We start from the raw sequence: 17,423 nt of genomic DNA, 5'->3' as shown, positions 1-17,423 counted from the left end.
TCACAATAAGGCTTTGCATGCCGCGGCCCGATGGGCCAGCCCAATGGGCCAGCCCAACCGGCCGGCCCGACCGGCCGCGGCGTGTTCCCTTTCAACCGTTCCGCCCGCGAGGAGCGCATGGCCGCAACCGCAGTCACCGCACATATTGGCTCGACCAACTACCAGGTCCAGTTCGACGACGGCACCCACACCTGGTTGGCCGACGAACCGGCCAGCCTTGGAGGCGGCGACACTGGCCCCGCGCCCTATTCGCTGCTGCTCTCGAGCCTTGGCGCCTGTACGTCGATCACGCTGAAGATGTATGCCCAGCGCAAGGAGTGGCCGCTCGATGGCGTGCGCGTGAAGCTTTCGATGGAAACCGGCAATGCAGGCACGACGATCGATCGCCAGATCGTGCTCGAAGGCGCGCTCTCGGACGAGCAGCGCGAACGCCTGCTGCAGATCGCCAACGCCTGCCCGGTCCATAAGGTCTTGACGAACGCGATCACGATCCGCTCGGGGCTCGTCGCCGCGTGAGCGGCGGCGGACGGAAACAGACACAGGAAGGCGCCGCCTTGAATTTCGAACATCTCATCCAGATCAACGACCCGCTGAACCCGCTCGTCCTGCCCATGACGCGCGAGCAGCTTTGGGAAGGCCTCGTGCTGCGGGCGGAGCAGCCGCAGCTTTTCGTAATCGGTCTCGACGACTGCACGATCCTCTCGCGCGAGGGCAACACGCTCGAGCGCGAGCTGCACTACGGCCACGCCACGGTGCGCGACCGCGTCACGCTCACGCCGAACGAGAACGTGCGCTACGACATCATGGCGACCGCCGAGTACGTGGGCGGCTCGCTCACGATGACAATCGAGCAGCCCGACGAGCTTCAGCTGTTCCTGCGCTTCGAGTACCGCACCACGCTGCCAACCGCCGATACCGAAGACGACCGTCAGACTTCGGAGATCGTGAAGTCGGCGTATCGCGAGTCGGATATCGACACCGTGCGGCTCATCCGCCAGTACGTGCAAGGTCCGGGCGAGCCCGAAGCGCCGTTGCACTAAGCCGCTTCGAGCGGCTTCTCCTCTCGTGCGCCCGGCTCGATGCCGGGCGTCGTCGCTTTTGGGTCAGGCTATCGCTATTCGATTTCGATGAATTTCGAGTAATTGCAAATGGGAACGATTATCATTTAATATCAACCCATCGAATCGAGATCCAACCCCGTCACGCTCATGACCGATTTCAACCGCTCACCGACACTCAGCTTGCGCCACACCGGCTCCGCGTTGACCGGCTCGCATCCGTCGAAACCCGTCGCGCCCGCCGTCACGCGCAAGGGCGTCAGCCCGGCCGGCACCACGGGTGGCACAGCGAGCGGCGCGCAAGCAGCCAGCGAACGCACGCTCGACAGCACGGCGCTGCTGCAAGGCCGCAGCCACGTGAGCATCGTCCACAACGGGGAGACTTACCAGCTGCGTGCGACGCGGCTCGGCAAGCTGATTCTGACCAAGTAGGTCGTACCGGGTATTGTGGGGACCGCCTCCCAAAGAGGCGTTGGGCAGTAGCCAGCAACGACGGTTTGCACGCGAGTCTAGACCCCTTCGTGCACACATTCCTTCAAGCAGCCGTCACAGCCAGCCAGGCCACTTTTTTGTTCTCACGTTGAACATCGTCGCGCCAGGCGTAGCGCCCGACGGACGAAGCAAACAGCAAAAAGCCGCGGCACCGTCTGCGGCTTTTTGCTTTTGCTGCCTGCCACCGCACGCGTCACGGCGCGCCGGTTCGCGCCGATGCGTGCCGTGAGCGCCAACGCCTAGTCGAGGTTGAGCGCCTTGATGCCCGCCTGGGCAATGGCCGCGTCCTGATCGGACTTCACGCCCGAGACACCCACCGCGCCAACGACATCGCCGTTCACGACGATCGGCACGCCACCTTCGAGCATGGCCGTGAGCGGCACGCTCAGGAACGCCGTGCGGCCCTGGCGGATCACCTCTTCGTAGACGCGGCTTTCGCGGCGTCCCAGCGCGGCCGTACGGGCCTTGCCCGGCGCCACCTCACTGCTGATGGCCGGCGCGCCGTCGAGGCGGCGCAGATACAGTAGATGCCCGCCGTCGTCGACGATCGCGATCGTCACATTCCATTCGTTCGCACGGGCGTGCGCGATGGCCGCATCGGCCACTTTCGTCACGTCTTCGTCGGTCAGTACTGCTCGCGTTCGCATACGTCTCTCCGAAAAGTCAAAAACCGGGTGGCGCTCCTGCCGACCCGGTTATTTCAGATTAACACTCACGCTCGGGCCTTTGCGCTCCCCCTTTGCGTATACCCGCCATTCGGTATTGACAAATCAGAGGCCGCTGCGCGCGGTTTCCAGCATGTGCTTCAAACACCGCACGCTCAATGCGCCCAGCCCCAGAACATGAGCCACCAGGCGCTGTCGACCACGGCGAGCGCCGCGCAAAAGCCCGCCAGCGCGAGCGCGCGCTGCAAGAAGCGCGTGCTGTAGCGGCCCGTGACACGCCACGCGAGCCACGCGCTCCAGACGTTGGTGATCACGAGGATGGCGATGCGCACGTCCGCGGCCCAGTCGAGCGGCACGTGCTCGGCGCGCAGCAGCGAGAGCGTCGTGGCCGAGAGGCCGAGGAACACGCCCGCGCCCGCGAGCGGAATCAGCGACTGGGCGAAGTGATGGAGCCGGCGCATCTCGAAGCGTCCGATGCGCCCCAGCAGCGCGCTCGAAAGCGCGAGCAGCGCGAACAGCGAGGTGCCGTAGACGAGCCCCGTCGCGACGATGTAGCCGACGATCATGGTGCCGTCGAGCCAGGAAAACACGTCGTTTTGGGCCGGATAGTGCGTGAGCAGGAACCACGGCGCATTGGTCTCGAGCGGCCAGGTGATGTCCTGGTCGATGAGCCAGCCCGCGATCGACTGCTTGAGGTCGATGAACCACGGCGAGCCGGTCCAGTGGAACGCGCCGATCGCGATGCCGAGCAGTCCGTAGAGAATGAGCGCGGTGTCCCAGCCGCTCGCCTGCTTGTCGCCGAGCTCGACCACTTCTTCCGAAGGCGAGCGCCACGTGAGCGTGATCGCGTCGCGATGGCCACTGCAGCGCCCGCACATGTGGCAAGACGCCGCACCCTTCATGTTGCGCAGCGGCACGAGCGGCGCGCAGTTCACGGGAATCACGCGTTGGCCGCCGTGCTCGCCGTGCGTGTACGAGTTGCGCCACGCGTCTTCGTCGACTTTGAAGTGGAACGGCGCGAGACGCGCCAGAAGCGAAAAAACCCCGTTCACGGGGCACAGATACTTGCACCAGACGCGCTTTTCGCGCCCGTACAGAAAGCCGATCACCATCGCGCCGAGCGTCGAGCCGCCCAGCACCAGCAACACCGCCTTCGGGTACTGATAAACGCTCACCATCTGTCCGTAGATGGTGGTGAGGCCGAACGCCACGAACGGCCAGCCGCCCCAGCGCATCCAGCGCGGGATGGCCCAGCCGCGCCCGAACTTGCTCGCGAATTCGCTGAGCGCGCCTTCGGGGCAGAGCACGCCGCACCACACGCGTCCGAGCAGCACCATCGAAAGGAGCACGAACGGCCACCAGATGCCCCAGAACACGAACTGCGCCGCGAGCGTGAGGTTGTTCCACAGATGCGCCGTGTCGTCGGGCAGCGGCATGACCGCGGGCACGAGGATCAGGAACGCATAGACCGCCACGACGACCCACTGCACGGCGCGAATGGCCGCGCCGTGCCGCTGCATCCATTGGCCCGCCTGGGCGAGCCAGCCCTGCCGCTGCGCGCGTGGGGCCCGTGCCTGGCCCGAAGCGCAACTCATGCTGCCTTCCTTTTGGTCACGGCGGCGGCGCGGCCGCTCACGCGGCGCGCGAGCCACCACACCACGAGCCAGTACGCCGCATAGGCGATCAGGTTCATGAGCGCCGGATGGGCGCGGTAGCCCGTGAGCGTCGCGACGAGCGAGCCAAAGGTGCTCGAATCGTCGAGGAGTGCCGACGAGTTCCACACCTGGTCGACGAGGGTCGGCAGGACTTCCTTGTCGATGAGCTTGTCGACGCCGGTCTGGAACAGGCCCGCGCCGAGGAACAGCAGCATGATCTCGGTGACGCGGAAGAACTGGCGCCACGAGAACACCTTGCCGCCCAGCTGCAGCAGGTAGAACGTGAGGAACGCTAGGCCGAGGCCCAGCAGCACGGCCAGGTACTGGCTCGCGTCCACGTGACCCGACTGGCCGAAACCGAGGCCGTACAGGAAAATCACCGTCTCGCTGCCCTCGCGCGCGATGGCGAGCGCCACGAGCACCGTGATGCCCCACCAGTTCGCGTCGCGCGTGGTCTGCTCGAGCGACTGCTCCATCTCGCGCTTGAGCGTGCGCCCGTGCTGCTTCATCCACAGCACCATCTGCACGATCAGCACGCACGCGACCAGCACCATGGCGGTCTGGAAGTAGTCCTGCGCGTCGCCGGAGAGCACTTCCGTGAAGCCCACGAGCGCCGCGCCCAGCGCGACGGCCGCCAGCACGCCGGCACCCACGCCGGCCCACAGATACGGCAGACCGCGCCTTGCATCGGCGTCGCCGTTCTTCAGCCACGCATACAGAATGCCGACGACGAGCAGCGCCTCGACGCTCTCCCGCCAGACGATGAACAAAACCTGACCCATAGACACACCTCCTGCCGCCGGCTCACGCGCCGGCCACGTTCCCTGCTTCGCCACGAGCGCCGCGCGTCATGCCTGTGCGGCAACGCTCATCTGCCGACACTCCGTTGGCAACGCTCATTTGGCAACAATCACGCCCTGCGCCTGCTGATGGAAATCGTCGAAGAACTTGTACTCGCCCGGATCCAGCGGCGCGATCACGACGAACGAGTCCGCGCCCGGCGCCAGCACCTTCTCCTTGCGCAACTGGACGCTCTCAAACTCGGCCGCGCCCTTGCCCGTGTTGCGCACCTCGATCTTGATGCGCTTGCCCGCCGGCACCTCGATGCGCGCGGGATTGAGCTTGCCGTCGGCCATTTCCAGCTTGAACGTCGGCAGATCGTCGGCGCGCGCCACGTTGGCCACGCCCGCGAGCGACGCTGCAAAAGACGCGCTGAGCGCGAGCGCCGCAAACTTCCGGATTCCAGTCATCGGTCTTACCTGCTCCCTCGTGTCCTGCGATTAGCCGCTACGTTCAGTAGCCGCCCTTCTTGCCGATGCCCGCGAACGGGAAGTCGTATTCGAGCGTGATGGGCTTGAACCACGGACCCACGCCCGTTTCCTTGTCGACGTGACGGCCGAACGCCATATGGCCCGTCTGCATCGGCGCATCGACGATCAGCTTCAGGTGGTACTTGCCCGGGCCGGCCAGCTTGACGTTGTCGCCGTAGTGCGGGCCGTCGTTGGCCACCATCGGCATCAGGTCGCCCTTTTGCACGTAGCTCGAACCCGGCTTGGTCAGCTCGTAGCGGACCTGCAGATACGGCATCCAGTCGCCTTCGGCGAAGCCCGTCGGGTTGTTCTTGACCGCGTGGATGTCCGACTCCAGGTGGATATCGGAATCCGACGCCTTGCGCATCATGCCTTCCGGCTCCATCGTGATCGGCTGCAGATAGACCGCGCCGATTTCCATGCCGCCCTGGATTTGCTGCTTGCCGATCGGGTATTCGGCGGCCTGGGCCGCGAACGCCGCGCTCGCGGCTGCCACGGCGATAGCGCCGCGCATGAGAGACTGGATCCGCATCGAAACTCCTGATGTTCTTATGAGGGGTAAGACAGTCGAACGGTCCGGCATATGAGCGCGATAACGCTAATGCGAACAATTCTCAATAATGGCGGAGTTTAACACCGATGCTGTAGGGGAACAAACTGGAGTGTAAGGAAAACCCCACGCCAGAGAGGGTGTTACCTCGCCCTTCCTGACGTTTGCTTACGCAGAGCCTCGAATTTTTATTCAGTGGACGCTGAAACGAAAGCTGATCAAATGAGCGTCTGCGTCCTGCGTGCGGCGAGATGCGCCAACAAAAAAGGGCGTGCGGTTGAACCCCAACCGCACGCCCTTTCACATTCGCCGCGCCCGCACCGTACACGAGCCGCGCGCCCGCCCTCAGGCCGGATGGTCGTCCACGTTGGCCCCGAACACGCGCCGGCGCAGCACCGCGAGCTGGTCGCGCGTCTGCGCGGCCTTCTCGAATTCGAGGTTCTTCGCGTAGTCCATCATCTGCTTCTCGAGCTTCTTGATCTCCTTCGCGATCTGCTTTTCATTCATGTCCTCGAACTTCGCGCGCTCCTGCTCCTCGCGCAACACGGCGCGCGCATCGTCCACGTTGTAGACGCCGTCGATGATGTCCTTGATGCGCTTGACCACGCCGCGCGGCACGATGCCGTGCTCCTCGTTGAACGCCATTTGCTTGGCCCGGCGGCGCTCGGTTTCGTCAATCGCGCGGCGCATCGAGTCGGTGATGCGGTCGCCGTAGAGAATCGCCTTGCCGTTCACGTTGCGCGCCGCGCGGCCGATCGTCTGAATCAGCGAGCGCTCGGCGCGCAGGAAACCCTCCTTGTCGGCGTCGAGGATCGCCACGAGCGACACCTCGGGAATGTCGAGGCCCTCGCGCAGCAGGTTGATGCCCACGAGCACGTCGAAGGTGCCAAGACGCAGGTCGCGGATGATCTCCACGCGCTCGACCGTATCGATGTCGCTATGCAGATAGCGCACCTTCACGCCGTGATCGGCGAGGAACTCGGTGAGCTGCTCGGCCATGCGCTTGGTGAGCGTGGTCACCAGCACGCGCTCGCCCACGGCCACGCGCTCGTTGATCTCGCCGAGCACGTCGTCGACCTGGGTGGCGGCCGGACGGACCTCGATCACCGGGTCGACCAGGCCCGTGGGGCGCACCACCTGCTCGGCGATCTGGCCCGTGACCTTTTTCTCGTAGTCGGCGGGCGTAGCCGAGACGAACACTACCTGGCGCATCTTGCGCTCGAACTCGTTGAACTTGAGCGGCCGGTTATCGAGCGCGGAAGGCAGACGGAAGCCGTAGTCGACGAGGTTTTCCTTGCGCGCGCGGTCGCCGTTGTACATGCCGTTGAGCTGGCCGATCAGCACGTGCGATTCGTCGAGGAACATCATGGCGTCGGTGGGCAGGTAATCGACGAGCGTGGGCGGCGGCTCGCCGGGCAGCGCGCCCGAGAAGTGCCGCGAGTAGTTCTCGATGCCCTTGCAGAAGCCCAGTTCCTGGAGCATTTCCAGGTCGAAGCGCGTGCGCTGCTCGAGGCGCTGCGCTTCGACGAGCTTGCCCTCGGTGTGGAAGAACTCGAGGCGCTCGCGCAATTCGGACTTGATCGTCTCGACGGCGCGCAGCACGGTCTCGCGCGGCGTCACATAGTGCGACGACGGATAGACCGTGAAGCGCGGAATCTTCTGGCGCACGCGGCCCGTGAGCGGATCGAACAGCTGCAGCGTCTCGATTTCGTCATCGAAGAGCTCGAGGCGCACGGCCATTTCGGCGTGCTCGGCCGGGAAGATGTCGATGGTGTCACCGCGCACGCGGAAGGTGCCGCGCTGGAAATCCTGCTCGTTGCGCGTGTACTGCATCGCGATCAGGCGCGCGATGACGTCGCGCTGCCCGATGCGGTCGCCCTGCCGCAGCGTCAGGATCATCTGGTGGTACTCGGACGGATTGCCGATACCGTAGATCGCCGAGACGGTCGCGACGATCACCACGTCGCGGCGCTCCATCAGGCTCTTGGTGGCCGACAGCCGCATCTGCTCGATGTGCTCGTTGATCGACGAATCCTTCTCGATGAAGAGATCGCGCTGCGGCACGTACGCTTCCGGCTGGTAGTAGTCGTAGTACGAGACGAAGTACTCGACCGCATTGCGCGGAAAGAACTCGCGGAATTCCGCGTAAAGCTGCGCGGCGAGCGTCTTGTTCGGCGCGAATACGATGGCCGGGCGGCCCAGCCGCGCGATGGTGTTGGCCATCGTGTAGGTCTTGCCCGAGCCCGTCACGCCCAGCAGGGTCTGAAACGAGAGACCGTCCTCCACGCCCTCGATGAGCGTTTCGATGGCGGTCGGCTGGTCGCCGGCCGGCAGGTACGGCTGGTAGAGCTGGAATGGCGAGCCGTCGTACTGGACGAACTTCGACTCGTCGAGCGCGGGCGCGTCGGCGACGGTGTGGTCGGACATGGGTGACATCCTGTGCGCGGAGCAAACAACTATTCTAGCGTCTTGCCGATTGGCGAGACCGGGCAAGCCTGGGCGAGCCGCAGTGGGCTTTTGCCGTAGATGGGGCGTGACGGCCGCCGCTGCAAGGGCCCACGCGCCGCGCGAACGACGCACGCCGTATGGCCTTCCCCCCGGAATCGTCCGTTCGTGCCGTAAAAATGGCCCCGCTGGTGTCGCAGTCGGCGAAAAACTGGCCTGAGGATTCGTTACAATAGCGAGTTGCGTGGCCGGCTGCCCGGCGCCTTCCGACCAGGAACGGCGCGCACCAGAAGCAACCAGAAACACCGCAGCACGCGGCCCAACGAGCTTCTTCCTTCACTATTGCCGAACCATCATGTCCCTCTTTTCCGCTGTCGAACTCGCCCCCCGCGACCCGATCCTGGGTCTGAACGAAGCCTATAACGCCGATGCGCGCGCGACGAAGGTGAACCTCGGCGTGGGCGTGTACACCAACGAAGAAGGCAAGATTCCGCTGCTGCGCGCAGTGCGCGAGGCGGAAAAGGCCCGCGTGGAAGCCGGTCTGCCGCGCGGCTATCTGCCCATCGAAGGCCTCGCCGCCTATGACGCCGCCGTGCAGAAGCTGCTGCTCGGCGACGACTCGCCGCTGATCGCAGCGGGCCGCGTCGTCACGGCGCAGGCGCTGGGCGGCACGGGCGCGCTGAAGATCGGCGCCGACTTCCTCAAGCGCGTGGACCCGGCTGCCAAGGTCGCGATCAGCGACCCGAGCTGGGAAAACCACCGCGCCCTCTTCGAAAGCGCAGGCTTCGAAGTGATCGCCTACCCGTACTACGACGCGCAGACCAACGGCGTGAACTTCGAAGGCATGCTGAGCGCGCTCAACAGCTACGCCGCGGGCACCGTCGTCGTCCTGCACGCGTGCTGCCACAACCCGACCGGCGTGGACCTCACGATCGACCAGTGGAAGCAGGTGATCGAGGCCGTGAAGGCGCGCAACCTCGTGCCGTTCCTCGACATCGCCTACCAGGGCTTCGGCGACGGCATCGCCGAAGACGGCGAAGTCGTGCGTCTGTTCGCTGCTTCGGAACTCAACGTGTTCGTTTCGTCGTCGTTCTCGAAGTCGTTCTCGCTGTACGGCGAGCGCGTGGGCGCGCTGTCGATCATCACCAACAGCAAGGAAGAGTCGGCGCGCGTGCTCTCGCAACTCAAGCGCGTGATCCGCACGAACTACTCGAACCCGCCGACGCACGGCGGCTCGGTGGTCGCAGCGGTGCTCGGCTCGGCCGAACTGCGCGCGATGTGGGAAGCCGAGCTCGGCGAAATGCGCAACCGCATCCGCGCGATGCGCACGGGCCTCGTCGAGCGCCTCACGGCAGCCGGCGTGGACCGCGACTTCAACTTCATCAACGTGCAGCGCGGCATGTTCTCGTACTCGGGCCTGACCGCGGCGCAAGTCGATCGCCTGCGCGAAGAGTTCGGCATCTATGCCGTGAGCACGGGCCGCATCTGCGTGGCCGCGCTGAACACGCGCAACCTCGACGCCGTGGCCACTGCCGTGGCGCAAGTGCTGAAGTAATTCGCCTTCGTTCTTCGTTAGCGGAGCGCGCTGCCTCAAGACGGCGCGCGTTCCTGCAACGGAAAACAGCGCGAAAAAAAGCGTCCGTTCGAAAGAACGGACGCTTTTTGTTTTCAGGCACGGCGCTTTAGCCGCGCACCGGTTGCGGCGCGCGCCGTGCAGCCCCCACCCCTACTCGCCGCGCTCGCCGTTGTCGTGGCCGCGGCTGTCGCGATGGATATCGTGCGTGACGAAGCCGGAGTCGTTATCGGGCTTGTCGAGCCAGCCCGGCTGCGCGAGCGATGCGCGAATGTCCTGCAGACCGCTCGCCCAGTGCTCGCGCATCGTCGAGATGCCGAACTGGTAGTCCTTGAACTGGCCCTCGTACTCCTTCTGACGGTAGATCAGATGGATCACGTTGTACTTCTTCGAGCATGAAAGCTCGTCCGCCAGCTTGACCCACTTGTCTTCGCGATGCTCGGGCGCCACGCGGTCCAGCACCTCGCGCAACACGTGCCGGTAACGCTGCGAGCGCTGCAGCACGTCGGTGACGAGACGCGTGCGGCTCGAATACTGGATGTCCTTCACGCGGCCCTGGACGTCGGCGATGTTGTCGGGCACCGGCCCGCGCGCGCTCCAGAGATCCACCTGGAACGCGAGCGTGTCGCGCCGCGGCGAGGTCTGGATCACCTCGTAGAGCGGCGTATTCGACATCAAACCGCCGTCCCAGTAGTACTCGCCATCGATCTCCACCGCCGCGAAACCGGGCGGCAACGCGCCCGACGCGATGAAATGCTCGGGCCGCAGCTTCGTGGTGGTGTTGTCGAAGTACGCGAAGTTGCCGTTCGCCACGTTCACGGCGCCTAGCGACACGCGGATCTCGCCCGAATTGATGCGATCGAAGTCGCACAAGCGCTCGAGCGTGGCCTTGAGCGGCTTCGTGTCGTAGTAGCTCGCCCTTTCCGGGTGACCGGAGCCCTGCGGCAACGGCGGCGGGACGCGCGGCACGAAGAAACCCCGCTGCCCTTCGACCACCGCGCTCGCCGCCTGTATTGCCGTGAAGGTTTTGCGGATGGCCTCGCCCGAGTTGAACAGCGCGTGCTCGATGAAGGCCGGCAACGGCGGCGAATAAGCTGGCTGGCAGATCGTCTCCCAGAACTCGCGCAGGCGCGCCACGCGATGCTCGGGCGCATTGCCCGCGATCAGCGCCGTATTGAGCGCGCCGATTGAGATGCCCGCGATCCAGTTGGGCGCGATGCCGGCCTCGAAGAGGCCTTCGTAGACGCCCGCCTGGTAGGCGCCCAGCGCGCCGCCGCCCTGCAGCGTGAGCGCGACGGTCTCCCACTGCGCGGACTCGCTTGCGCAGTTCGAGACAAACGGCTGCTTGTCGGGTTGCACCCCGCCGGACGGCAACCCGGCTCCGGTGCGCGCGCCGGCCTCTTCGCCGACTGCGCTCGACTCCACCCGCCCCTTCTTGCGTTGCGCCATGGCCGGCCCTCCGCGTTATTGCATGAACCAGCCGTGGCTGACCACGAACGACTGGCCGGTAAAGGCCGCGCTCGGGAAGGCGGAGAGGAACAGCACCGTCTGCGCCACGTCTTCGACCGTCGTGAAAATGCCGTCGACGGTGCCGCCCAGCATCACCTTCTTGACCACTTCCTCTTCCGAGATGCCCAACTCCTTAGCCTGCTCGGGAATCTGCTTTTCCACCAGCGGCGTGCGCACGAAGCCCGGGCAGACCACGTGCGAGCGCACGTTGTGCTTGCCGCCTTCCTTCGCGAGCACGCGCGCGAGACCGAGCAGCGCATGCTTGGCCGCGACATACGCCGACTTCAGCGGCGAAGCCTCGTGCGAGTGCACCGAGCCCATGTAGATCACGACGCCGCCGCGATCGTCCTTGTACATGTGCTTGAGGACCGCCTTGGTGGTGAGGAAAGCGCCGTCCACGTGAATGGCCTGCATCTTCTTCCAGTCGGAGAACGCGTAGTTTTCGATCGGATTGACGATCTGGATGCCGGCGTTCGAGATGAGGATGTCGACCGGGCCGAGCTCGGCCGCCACGCGGTCGATGCCCTGATTCACGGCCTCTTCGCTGGTGACGTCCATGGCCACGCCGATGGCCCTGCCGCCCGCGCCCTTGATCTCCTCGGCCACGGCGTCGGCGCCGCTCTGGTTGAGGTCGGCGATGGCGACTGCCGCGCCCGCCTGCGCGAGCGTGAGCGCGATCTGCTTGCCGATGCCGCTGGCCGCGCCGGTAACGACTGCGACCTTGCCATCGAGCTTCGTATTCAGAGTGAGAGACGACATCGAGCACCTCCAGGTAGTAGACGGAATGAGACCTCGACGCGCAGGCGCCGTCAAACCTGTCAAATGGCTTAGGACTTCGCCTACGCCATTCGGCCGGATGTTGCGCCGCGGCCAACCGCGCTATTGTGCATGAAGCCGCGCGCCACGGACATCGAGCCGGGCACTGCGGCGCGCAGATTCCAGGCTGCTGTCACGCCATTGCCGCAGCGCATCGGCGCGCGCGGTACGACCCGCTGTACAACCGCTTGTACGGCGCCGCAAGTGCTCGGCGCACGCGCGCGGATCATGCTAAGTTTGGCCGCTCTACAAGGAGGCGTTCATGAATTATCGGCGACTGGGCCGCTCGGGCCTGCAAGTCAGCGAACTGTCCATCGGCTCGTGGGTCACCTATGGCAATCAGGTCGATCGCAATCTCGCGCGCGAATCGCTCGCCGCGGCGCGCGACGCGGGCGTCAACTTCTTCGACAACGCGGAAGCCTATGCGGGCGGCAAGTCGGAAGAAATCATGGGCCAGGCGCTCAAGGAGCTGGCCTGGCCGCGCGTGAGCTATGTGGTGTCCACCAAGTTCTTCTGGGGCTTGAACGAGGCGCCCAACCAGTATCACACGCTCAACCGCAAATACCTCATGAACGCCATCGACGGCTCGCTCAAGCGGCTGCAGCTCGACTACGTCGACCTGGTGTTCTGCCATCGCCCCGATCCGAACACGCCTGTCGAGGAAACCGTCTGGGCGATGAGCGACATAATCTCGCGCGGCAAGGCGCTCTATTGGGGCACCTCGGAGTGGAGCGCCGACGAAATTCGCGCCGCGTGGGAAATCGCGGAGCGCCATCATCTGCACAAGCCCGTGATGGAGCAGCCGCAGTACAACCTGTTCCACCGCCGCCGTGTGGAAGACGAATACCGGCGGCTCTACGAGGACATCGGCCTCGGCCTCACGACCTGGAGCCCGCTCGCCTCGGGGCTGCTCACGGGCAAATACCGCGGCGGCGTGCCATCCGACAGCCGCGCCCAATTGCAGGGCTACGACTGGCTGCGCAAGGAAGTCACCGATGCGGACAAGAACGCGATCGTCGGCAAGCTAGCAGAGTTCGCGAAGGAGTTGGACTGCACGGTGGGCCAGCTCGCGCTCGCGTGGATTCTCAAGAATCCGCATGTGAGCACGGTGATCACCGGCGCGTCGCGCGTCGAGCAGATCGGCGAAAACATGGTGGCGCGCGACGTGGCGGAAAAAATCACGCCGGAGGTGAAGGAGCAGATCGAGGCGATCGTCGGCGAGAACTACGACTGAGCGCACTGAGACGCACGGCGCGGGCCGGGCGGCGCTGCCGGCAAGCTCGCGCGGTCGTGCCCGGTCGCATCGAAGCGCACTTGAGCGTGTCGACTCGCGCTCAATCACGCGGGATCACGCCCAACCGCACCGGAGCGCGAAGCCCAGGCGCCGGGGCGCTGTACAATACGCGGCCTCGCCGGCGCGCCGCATGCTTTATCGGGCCGTCCGCGCGATTCGCACGCGGCGCGCGAATGGTTCGGTGCGCCGCCGTTTTCGTATCATCTGCAATCGCGCGGCATGCTCGTAACCGTTCATACCCGCTTGCGCGCATTGTCCGCATTTTCGATCGCCACCGACCTCGCGTCCGCCCCATCATGCTGAGCTACCGTCACGCCTTTCACGCCGGCAATCACGCCGATGTCCTCAAGCACGCCGTCACCGTGCAACTGCTGAACTACCTCGGCAAGAAGGACAAGGCGTACTGGTACATCGACACCCATGCGGGCGCGGGCGCCTACGCGCTGCGCGAAGGCTACGCCACGAAGAACGCCGAGTTCGACACCGGCATCGGCAAGCTGTGGGGGCGCACCGACCTGCCGGCGATGCTCGCCGAGTACGTCGACGAAGTCGCGGCGCTCAATCCCGACGGCGAGCTGCGCTTCTATCCCGGCTCGCCCTATCTCGCCTGGCGGCTGATGCGCGAGCAGGACCGCATGCGGCTCTTTGAACTGCACAGCACGGAGATCGACGTGCTGCGCCACCGTTTTCGCGATGCGGGCCGCCGCGTGATGATCTATGCGGGCGACGGCTTCGACGGCGTCAAGGCGCTCCTGCCCCCGCCGCCGCGCCGCGCGCTCGTGCTGATCGACCCTTCGTTCGAAGACAAGCGCGACTACTCACGCACCATCGCGTGCGTGCAGGACGGTCTCGAGCGCTTCGCCACCGGCACGTACGCAGTCTGGTATCCGCAGGTCACGCGGCCCGAGTCGCAGCGCTTTCCCGAGCAGTTGAAGCGCCTCCAGGAAAAGAACTGGCTGCACGTCACGCTCTCGGTCAGCCGGCCGCCGGAAGACGGCTTCGGCCTGTATGGCAGCGGCATGTTCATCCTGAATCCGCCCTACACGCTCGCGGCCACCCTCAAGGAAGTCATGCCCTGGCTCGTCAAGACGCTCGGCCAGGGCGAGGGCGCGCAGTTCAAGATCGAATCGCGCGGCGACTGAAGCGCGCGGCGGCCGCGCAATGCGGCCTTAACCGCGCCACCTTATGAGCGCCACCTTATCGGCGCCACATTAACCGCGCCGCCCTGACGGCGCCGGCTCGAGCGTGGCCGCGGCGCGCAGGTGCCGCAATTACTGCGGCGGCGCGGAATGTTGCAGCGGTTGCGGCGACGGCCTCGGCGGCCGTCCACCCCCACCGGGCACTTGCACATACGGCTCGACGATGATCGGCACCTGCGAGCCGTCCGTGCCCGTTCCGTTCAGCGTGGGCAACGACTTCATCTGCACCATCGGTTCGGGCGAAAGCGGTGCGTTTTGCAGCACCGTGCCTGACTGTCCATCGCTGATGCCTCGCTGCGTATCCAGAATCAATGGCTGCCCGGACGCGTGCGCGCCAGCGCTCGCCAGCGCCAGCGCCATGACGCTGCCAGCCAACACCGCGTGACGCCTCCATCCGGAACCCGCGCGGCGGAATAAGCGATCTGACTTCATGAACGGCCCCCGATGAATGCGACTCCAGTCTTATATCGGCTTGTCGCAAAAAAGACTTTACCTTACCGCGATGGCAAGGTTCAGACTGCATGGCGTGCGCATCGCGGCAGCTCAAAACCGGCCCAGAAATGACAAAGCCCCGCCAGATGCGGGGCTTGGGGCAGTGCAGAGGTCTGCGGACTGCTTATCGCGAGTAGCCGTTCGATTCGATCGTGCGGATACGCTGTTCGAGTTGCACGAGGTCTGCCGACGTCGCGAGATACGCTTCGCGGCGGCGACGCTCTGCAGTTTCGAACCAGTTGCTCAGCTTTTCAAGAAGGTATGCAAACATGATGATGTTCTCCAAGGATCAGATGTATCCCCGGTGGATTTGCATCAGGGATTACCCTCGTAAGGGATAACCCGCATTATAACGGTTGCACCCAACTTTGCTAGTGAATTGATCGAATAGTGTGCATTCCATTCTGGAATGGTGCATCGTCGATGCTTCAGGCAACATCATGATTTGTTGGAATATTTCGCTGAAACCTCTGCAAACCTGCGTATATCGTGCGTCACAATGCACCAGGATTGTGCGTCTCTTCGCAAAAGTTGCGACAATTTGCCAGCGCGGGTTGCACCGCCCTGCCTCGCTCCGCGCGGGCTTCGCATCGCCGGCGGGCTCAAGCTCAGGCTTGGGCGTCGTGGGCAAGCGGCTGCGGGTCGGCGAGGCGCTCGATGATCGGGCAGTCCGGCCGCTCGTCGCCGTGGCAGTGGGCCGCCAGATGACCGAGCGTGTCGCGCATCTGCGTAAGCTCGGCAATGCGCTGGTCGAGTTCCGCCACGTGCTCGAGCGCAATGGCCTTGACTTCGGCACTGGCGCGCGAGCGGTCGTGCCAGAGCGCGAGCAGGCGCCGGATATCGTCGACGAGAAAGCCCAGGCGCCGCGCCTGACGGATAAAGCGCAGCGCGTGCACCTCCTCCATGCCGTAGATGCGGTAGCCCGACTCGGTGCGCCCCTTAGGCGCAAGCAGGCCGACGCTCTCGTAGTAGCGGATCATTTTCGCCGTGACGCCCGATTCGCGCGCCGCATCGCCGATATTCATGCTGCTCTCCTGCGTTACATTCGATTCTTCGATGCTACACCTTCCCATGATGGGAAGGTCCAGCGCCCTCGCCGCATGCCCACTGGCATAATCCGGCGACGGCCTCATCTGCTCCTTATTCGTTCCGTTCGTTCTCTTTAAAAAGGAAACCACCATGATCCAGTTCAACGTCGAAGGCATGAGCTGCCAGCACTGCGTCGGCGCCGTCACGCGCGCGATCCACGAGCACGATGCCGCCGCGAAGGTCGAGATCGATCTGGCCGCGGGCCGCGTGAGCGTCGAGTCCCGGCAGAGCGCCGATGTGCTCAAGGCCGCCATCGACGAGGCGGGCTATACCGTCACGGGCACGGCCAGCGCCTGACGCGAGGCGCGCCATGTTCAAGGTTGTCGTAGCAGGTGCATCCGGGCTGCTCGGGCGCGCGCTCGGGCGCGAGCTTGCGGTCGAGACGGGCTGGCAGGTGGTGCCCACCGGATTTAGCCGTGTGGCCGCCGGGCAAGTGGCGCTAGACATACGCGACGCGCGCGCGGTCGAGGCATTCGTTGCCAGCGAGGCGCCCGACGCCATCGTGATCGCCGCCGCCGAGCGCCGCCCCGACGTGTGCGAGCACGATCCGGCCGCGGCGCGCGCGCTCAATGTCGATGCCGTGCGCAGCGTCGCCGCCGCGGCGAAGGCGCGCGGCGCGTGGGTGCTGTCGATCTCCACCGACTATGTGTTCGACGGCACGCATCCGCCCTATCTGCCCGATGCCGCGCCGAACCCGCTCAACGCCTATGGCCGCAGCAAGCTCGAAGGCGAGCGCGCACTGCTCGACACCACCGACGACGCGCTCGTGCTGCGCCTGCCGCTGCTGTATGGGCCGATCGTCGACTGGCAGGAGTCAGCGGTGACGAGTCTCGTGCCGGCGATCCGCGCTTCGGCGCAGGCGGCCGCCGCACCCGCGGTCATGGACGCCTGGGCGACGCGCTACCCCACCTTCACGCCCGACGTCGCGTTCGTGATTCGCGAGCTGCTCACGCGCTGCGCGGACGGCAACGCGGTGCGCGGCATCGCGCAGTGGTCCGGCGACGAGCCGATGACCAAGTACGACATCGCGCAGCGCATTGCGCGCGCGCTCGGTATCGAGGCGCAACTCGTCGCGCAGACGGCGCCCGCGGACGCGACGCCGCGTCCGCGCGATTGCCATCTCGACTCGGGGCGGCTCGAAGCGCTGGGGATCGGCCGGCGCACGCCCTTCGACGCGGGCATTCTCGCGGTGCTCGACGCGTTCGCGCGCGACAGCGCGGCGCCGTAAGGGTCAGGCAAGCAGCAACCGCCGGGTGCGCGGCATGACGGCGGTGCC

Annotated in this window: 19 protein-coding genes; 8 read left to right on the top strand and 11 right to left on the bottom strand. The window is 65.4% G+C overall.

The window, feature by feature from the left end:
* Nucleotides 1–117: 117 nt before the first annotated feature.
* The 3 genes from E1956_RS08420 to hemP all read left to right on the top strand — a co-directional run bounded on the left by E1956_RS08420 (nucleotide 118) and on the right by hemP (nucleotide 1,490).
* Nucleotides 118–516, top strand: a complete 399-nt coding sequence (locus E1956_RS08420; protein ID WP_134748189.1) for an OsmC family protein — start codon at nucleotides 118–120, stop codon at nucleotides 514–516.
* Nucleotides 517–554: 38 nt separating this feature from the next.
* On the top strand, nucleotides 555–1,040 hold the full coding sequence (locus E1956_RS08415; protein WP_134748188.1) for an SRPBCC family protein: 486 nt from the start codon (nucleotides 555–557) through the stop codon (nucleotides 1,038–1,040).
* Nucleotides 1,041–1,208: 168 nt separating this feature from the next.
* The gene (gene hemP / locus E1956_RS08410) at nucleotides 1,209–1,490 is read left to right on the top strand and encodes a hemin uptake protein HemP (RefSeq protein WP_134748187.1); all 282 of its coding nucleotides are present in this window, start codon (nucleotides 1,209–1,211) and stop codon (nucleotides 1,488–1,490) included.
* A 299-nt stretch (nucleotides 1,491–1,789) separates the two neighbouring features.
* Here hemP and E1956_RS08405 read toward each other — a convergent pair whose 3' ends face one another.
* The 6 genes from E1956_RS08405 to uvrB form a co-directional block, all read right to left on the bottom strand.
* A complete protein-coding gene (locus E1956_RS08405; protein WP_028222209.1) occupies nucleotides 1,790–2,197 on the bottom strand; it encodes a GlcG/HbpS family heme-binding protein in 408 nt (135 codons plus the stop codon).
* Nucleotides 2,198–2,370: 173 nt separating this feature from the next.
* Entirely contained in the window at nucleotides 2,371–3,810 is a 1,440-nt protein-coding gene (locus E1956_RS08400; protein ID WP_134748186.1) for a 4Fe-4S binding protein, read from the bottom strand.
* On the bottom strand, nucleotides 3,807–4,652 hold the full coding sequence (locus tag E1956_RS08395) for an FTR1 family iron permease (RefSeq protein ID WP_134748185.1): 846 nt from the start codon (nucleotides 4,650–4,652) through the stop codon (nucleotides 3,807–3,809). The genes E1956_RS08400 and E1956_RS08395 overlap by 4 nt, the downstream gene beginning before the upstream one ends.
* Before the next feature lie 114 nt (nucleotides 4,653–4,766).
* Nucleotides 4,767–5,120 carry a cupredoxin domain-containing protein gene (locus E1956_RS08390; protein WP_028222206.1) on the bottom strand — a complete coding sequence of 118 codons (354 nt, stop codon included), beginning with the start codon at nucleotides 5,118–5,120 and terminating at the stop codon, nucleotides 4,767–4,769.
* A 43-nt stretch (nucleotides 5,121–5,163) separates the two neighbouring features.
* On the bottom strand, nucleotides 5,164–5,712 hold the full coding sequence (locus tag E1956_RS08385) for an iron transporter (protein ID WP_134748184.1): 549 nt from the start codon (nucleotides 5,710–5,712) through the stop codon (nucleotides 5,164–5,166).
* 363 nt (nucleotides 5,713–6,075) lie between these two features.
* Nucleotides 6,076–8,157 (bottom strand): excinuclease ABC subunit UvrB, encoded by a 2,082-nt coding sequence (uvrB, locus tag E1956_RS08380; protein ID WP_134748183.1) that lies wholly within the window; start codon nucleotides 8,155–8,157, stop codon nucleotides 6,076–6,078.
* A gap of 373 nt (nucleotides 8,158–8,530) precedes the next feature.
* On the opposite strand from uvrB, the gene E1956_RS08375 reads away from it, so the two are divergent.
* Nucleotides 8,531–9,730 (top strand): amino acid aminotransferase, encoded by a 1,200-nt coding sequence (locus tag E1956_RS08375; protein ID WP_134748182.1) that lies wholly within the window; start codon nucleotides 8,531–8,533, stop codon nucleotides 9,728–9,730.
* A gap of 171 nt (nucleotides 9,731–9,901) precedes the next feature.
* Here E1956_RS08375 and E1956_RS08370 read toward each other — a convergent pair whose 3' ends face one another.
* Both E1956_RS08370 and E1956_RS08365 read right to left on the bottom strand, forming a co-directional pair.
* Nucleotides 9,902–11,197, bottom strand: a complete 1,296-nt coding sequence (locus E1956_RS08370; protein WP_134748181.1) for a DUF3734 domain-containing protein — start codon at nucleotides 11,195–11,197, stop codon at nucleotides 9,902–9,904.
* Nucleotides 11,198–11,212: 15 nt separating this feature from the next.
* Complete coding sequence (locus tag E1956_RS08365; protein ID WP_134748180.1) at nucleotides 11,213–12,016, bottom strand: 3-hydroxybutyrate dehydrogenase; 804 nt, start codon at nucleotides 12,014–12,016, stop codon at nucleotides 11,213–11,215.
* Between the two features lie 319 nt (nucleotides 12,017–12,335).
* On the opposite strand from E1956_RS08365, the gene E1956_RS08360 reads away from it, so the two are divergent.
* Entirely contained in the window at nucleotides 12,336–13,307 is a 972-nt protein-coding gene (locus tag E1956_RS08360; protein ID WP_134748179.1) for a potassium channel beta subunit family protein, read from the top strand.
* Nucleotides 13,308–13,663: 356 nt separating this feature from the next.
* Nucleotides 13,664–14,509: a 23S rRNA (adenine(2030)-N(6))-methyltransferase RlmJ gene (locus E1956_RS08355; RefSeq protein ID WP_134748178.1), complete on the top strand. Its 846-nt coding sequence runs from the start codon at nucleotides 13,664–13,666 to the stop codon at nucleotides 14,507–14,509.
* 129 nt (nucleotides 14,510–14,638) lie between these two features.
* Here E1956_RS08355 and E1956_RS08350 read toward each other — a convergent pair whose 3' ends face one another.
* The 3 genes from E1956_RS08350 to cueR form a co-directional block, all read right to left on the bottom strand.
* A complete protein-coding gene (locus tag E1956_RS08350) occupies nucleotides 14,639–14,944 on the bottom strand; it encodes a hypothetical protein (RefSeq protein ID WP_232071057.1) in 306 nt (101 codons plus the stop codon).
* A 238-nt stretch (nucleotides 14,945–15,182) separates the two neighbouring features.
* The gene (locus E1956_RS08345; protein ID WP_084688587.1) at nucleotides 15,183–15,329 is read right to left on the bottom strand and encodes a DUF3563 family protein; all 147 of its coding nucleotides are present in this window, start codon (nucleotides 15,327–15,329) and stop codon (nucleotides 15,183–15,185) included.
* A 337-nt stretch (nucleotides 15,330–15,666) separates the two neighbouring features.
* On the bottom strand, nucleotides 15,667–16,083 hold the full coding sequence (cueR, locus tag E1956_RS08340) for a Cu(I)-responsive transcriptional regulator (protein ID WP_134748176.1): 417 nt from the start codon (nucleotides 16,081–16,083) through the stop codon (nucleotides 15,667–15,669).
* A gap of 154 nt (nucleotides 16,084–16,237) precedes the next feature.
* Here cueR and E1956_RS08335 point away from each other — a divergent pair, with 154 nt between their 5' ends.
* Both E1956_RS08335 and E1956_RS08330 read left to right on the top strand, forming a co-directional pair.
* Nucleotides 16,238–16,444: a heavy-metal-associated domain-containing protein gene (locus tag E1956_RS08335; RefSeq protein WP_134748175.1), complete on the top strand. Its 207-nt coding sequence runs from the start codon at nucleotides 16,238–16,240 to the stop codon at nucleotides 16,442–16,444.
* Between the two features lie 13 nt (nucleotides 16,445–16,457).
* Complete coding sequence (locus E1956_RS08330) at nucleotides 16,458–17,375, top strand: dTDP-4-dehydrorhamnose reductase family protein (protein ID WP_134748174.1); 918 nt, start codon at nucleotides 16,458–16,460, stop codon at nucleotides 17,373–17,375.
* Nucleotides 17,376–17,423 lie beyond the last annotated feature (48 nt).

Source organism: Paraburkholderia pallida, from assembly GCF_004524855.1.
Classification (GTDB): Bacteria; Pseudomonadota; Gammaproteobacteria; order Burkholderiales; family Burkholderiaceae; genus Paraburkholderia; species Paraburkholderia oxyphila.
The sequence above is the reverse complement of the archived record's forward strand: the minus strand, read 5'-3'. Positions and strand labels throughout refer to the sequence as shown.

What these genes read in the sequence shown, in the direction of transcription:
- E1956_RS08420 (WP_134748189.1), top strand. Translation starts at nt 118, where the DNA reads ATGGCCGCAACCGCAGTCACCGCACATATTGGCTCGACCAACTACCAG.
- hemP (WP_134748187.1), top strand. Translation starts at nt 1,209, where the DNA reads ATGACCGATTTCAACCGCTCACCGACACTCAGCTTGCGCCACACCGGC.
- E1956_RS08405 (WP_028222209.1), bottom strand. Translation starts at nt 2,197, where the DNA reads ATGCGAACGCGAGCAGTACTGACCGACGAAGACGTGACGAAAGTGGCC.
- E1956_RS08400 (WP_134748186.1), bottom strand. Translation starts at nt 3,810, where the DNA reads ATGAGTTGCGCTTCGGGCCAGGCACGGGCCCCACGCGCGCAGCGGCAG.
- E1956_RS08395 (WP_134748185.1), bottom strand. Translation starts at nt 4,652, where the DNA reads ATGGGTCAGGTTTTGTTCATCGTCTGGCGGGAGAGCGTCGAGGCGCTG.
- E1956_RS08390 (WP_028222206.1), bottom strand. Translation starts at nt 5,120, where the DNA reads ATGACTGGAATCCGGAAGTTTGCGGCGCTCGCGCTCAGCGCGTCTTTT.
- E1956_RS08385 (WP_134748184.1), bottom strand. Translation starts at nt 5,712, where the DNA reads ATGCGGATCCAGTCTCTCATGCGCGGCGCTATCGCCGTGGCAGCCGCG.
- uvrB (WP_134748183.1), bottom strand. Translation starts at nt 8,157, where the DNA reads ATGTCCGACCACACCGTCGCCGACGCGCCCGCGCTCGACGAGTCGAAG.
- E1956_RS08375 (WP_134748182.1), top strand. Translation starts at nt 8,531, where the DNA reads ATGTCCCTCTTTTCCGCTGTCGAACTCGCCCCCCGCGACCCGATCCTG.
- E1956_RS08370 (WP_134748181.1), bottom strand. Translation starts at nt 11,197, where the DNA reads ATGGCGCAACGCAAGAAGGGGCGGGTGGAGTCGAGCGCAGTCGGCGAA.
- E1956_RS08365 (WP_134748180.1), bottom strand. Translation starts at nt 12,016, where the DNA reads ATGTCGTCTCTCACTCTGAATACGAAGCTCGATGGCAAGGTCGCAGTC.
- E1956_RS08360 (WP_134748179.1), top strand. Translation starts at nt 12,336, where the DNA reads ATGAATTATCGGCGACTGGGCCGCTCGGGCCTGCAAGTCAGCGAACTG.
- E1956_RS08355 (WP_134748178.1), top strand. Translation starts at nt 13,664, where the DNA reads ATGCTGAGCTACCGTCACGCCTTTCACGCCGGCAATCACGCCGATGTC.
- E1956_RS08345 (WP_084688587.1), bottom strand. Translation starts at nt 15,329, where the DNA reads ATGTTTGCATACCTTCTTGAAAAGCTGAGCAACTGGTTCGAAACTGCA.
- cueR (WP_134748176.1), bottom strand. Translation starts at nt 16,083, where the DNA reads ATGAATATCGGCGATGCGGCGCGCGAATCGGGCGTCACGGCGAAAATG.
- E1956_RS08335 (WP_134748175.1), top strand. Translation starts at nt 16,238, where the DNA reads ATGATCCAGTTCAACGTCGAAGGCATGAGCTGCCAGCACTGCGTCGGC.
- E1956_RS08330 (WP_134748174.1), top strand. Translation starts at nt 16,458, where the DNA reads ATGTTCAAGGTTGTCGTAGCAGGTGCATCCGGGCTGCTCGGGCGCGCG.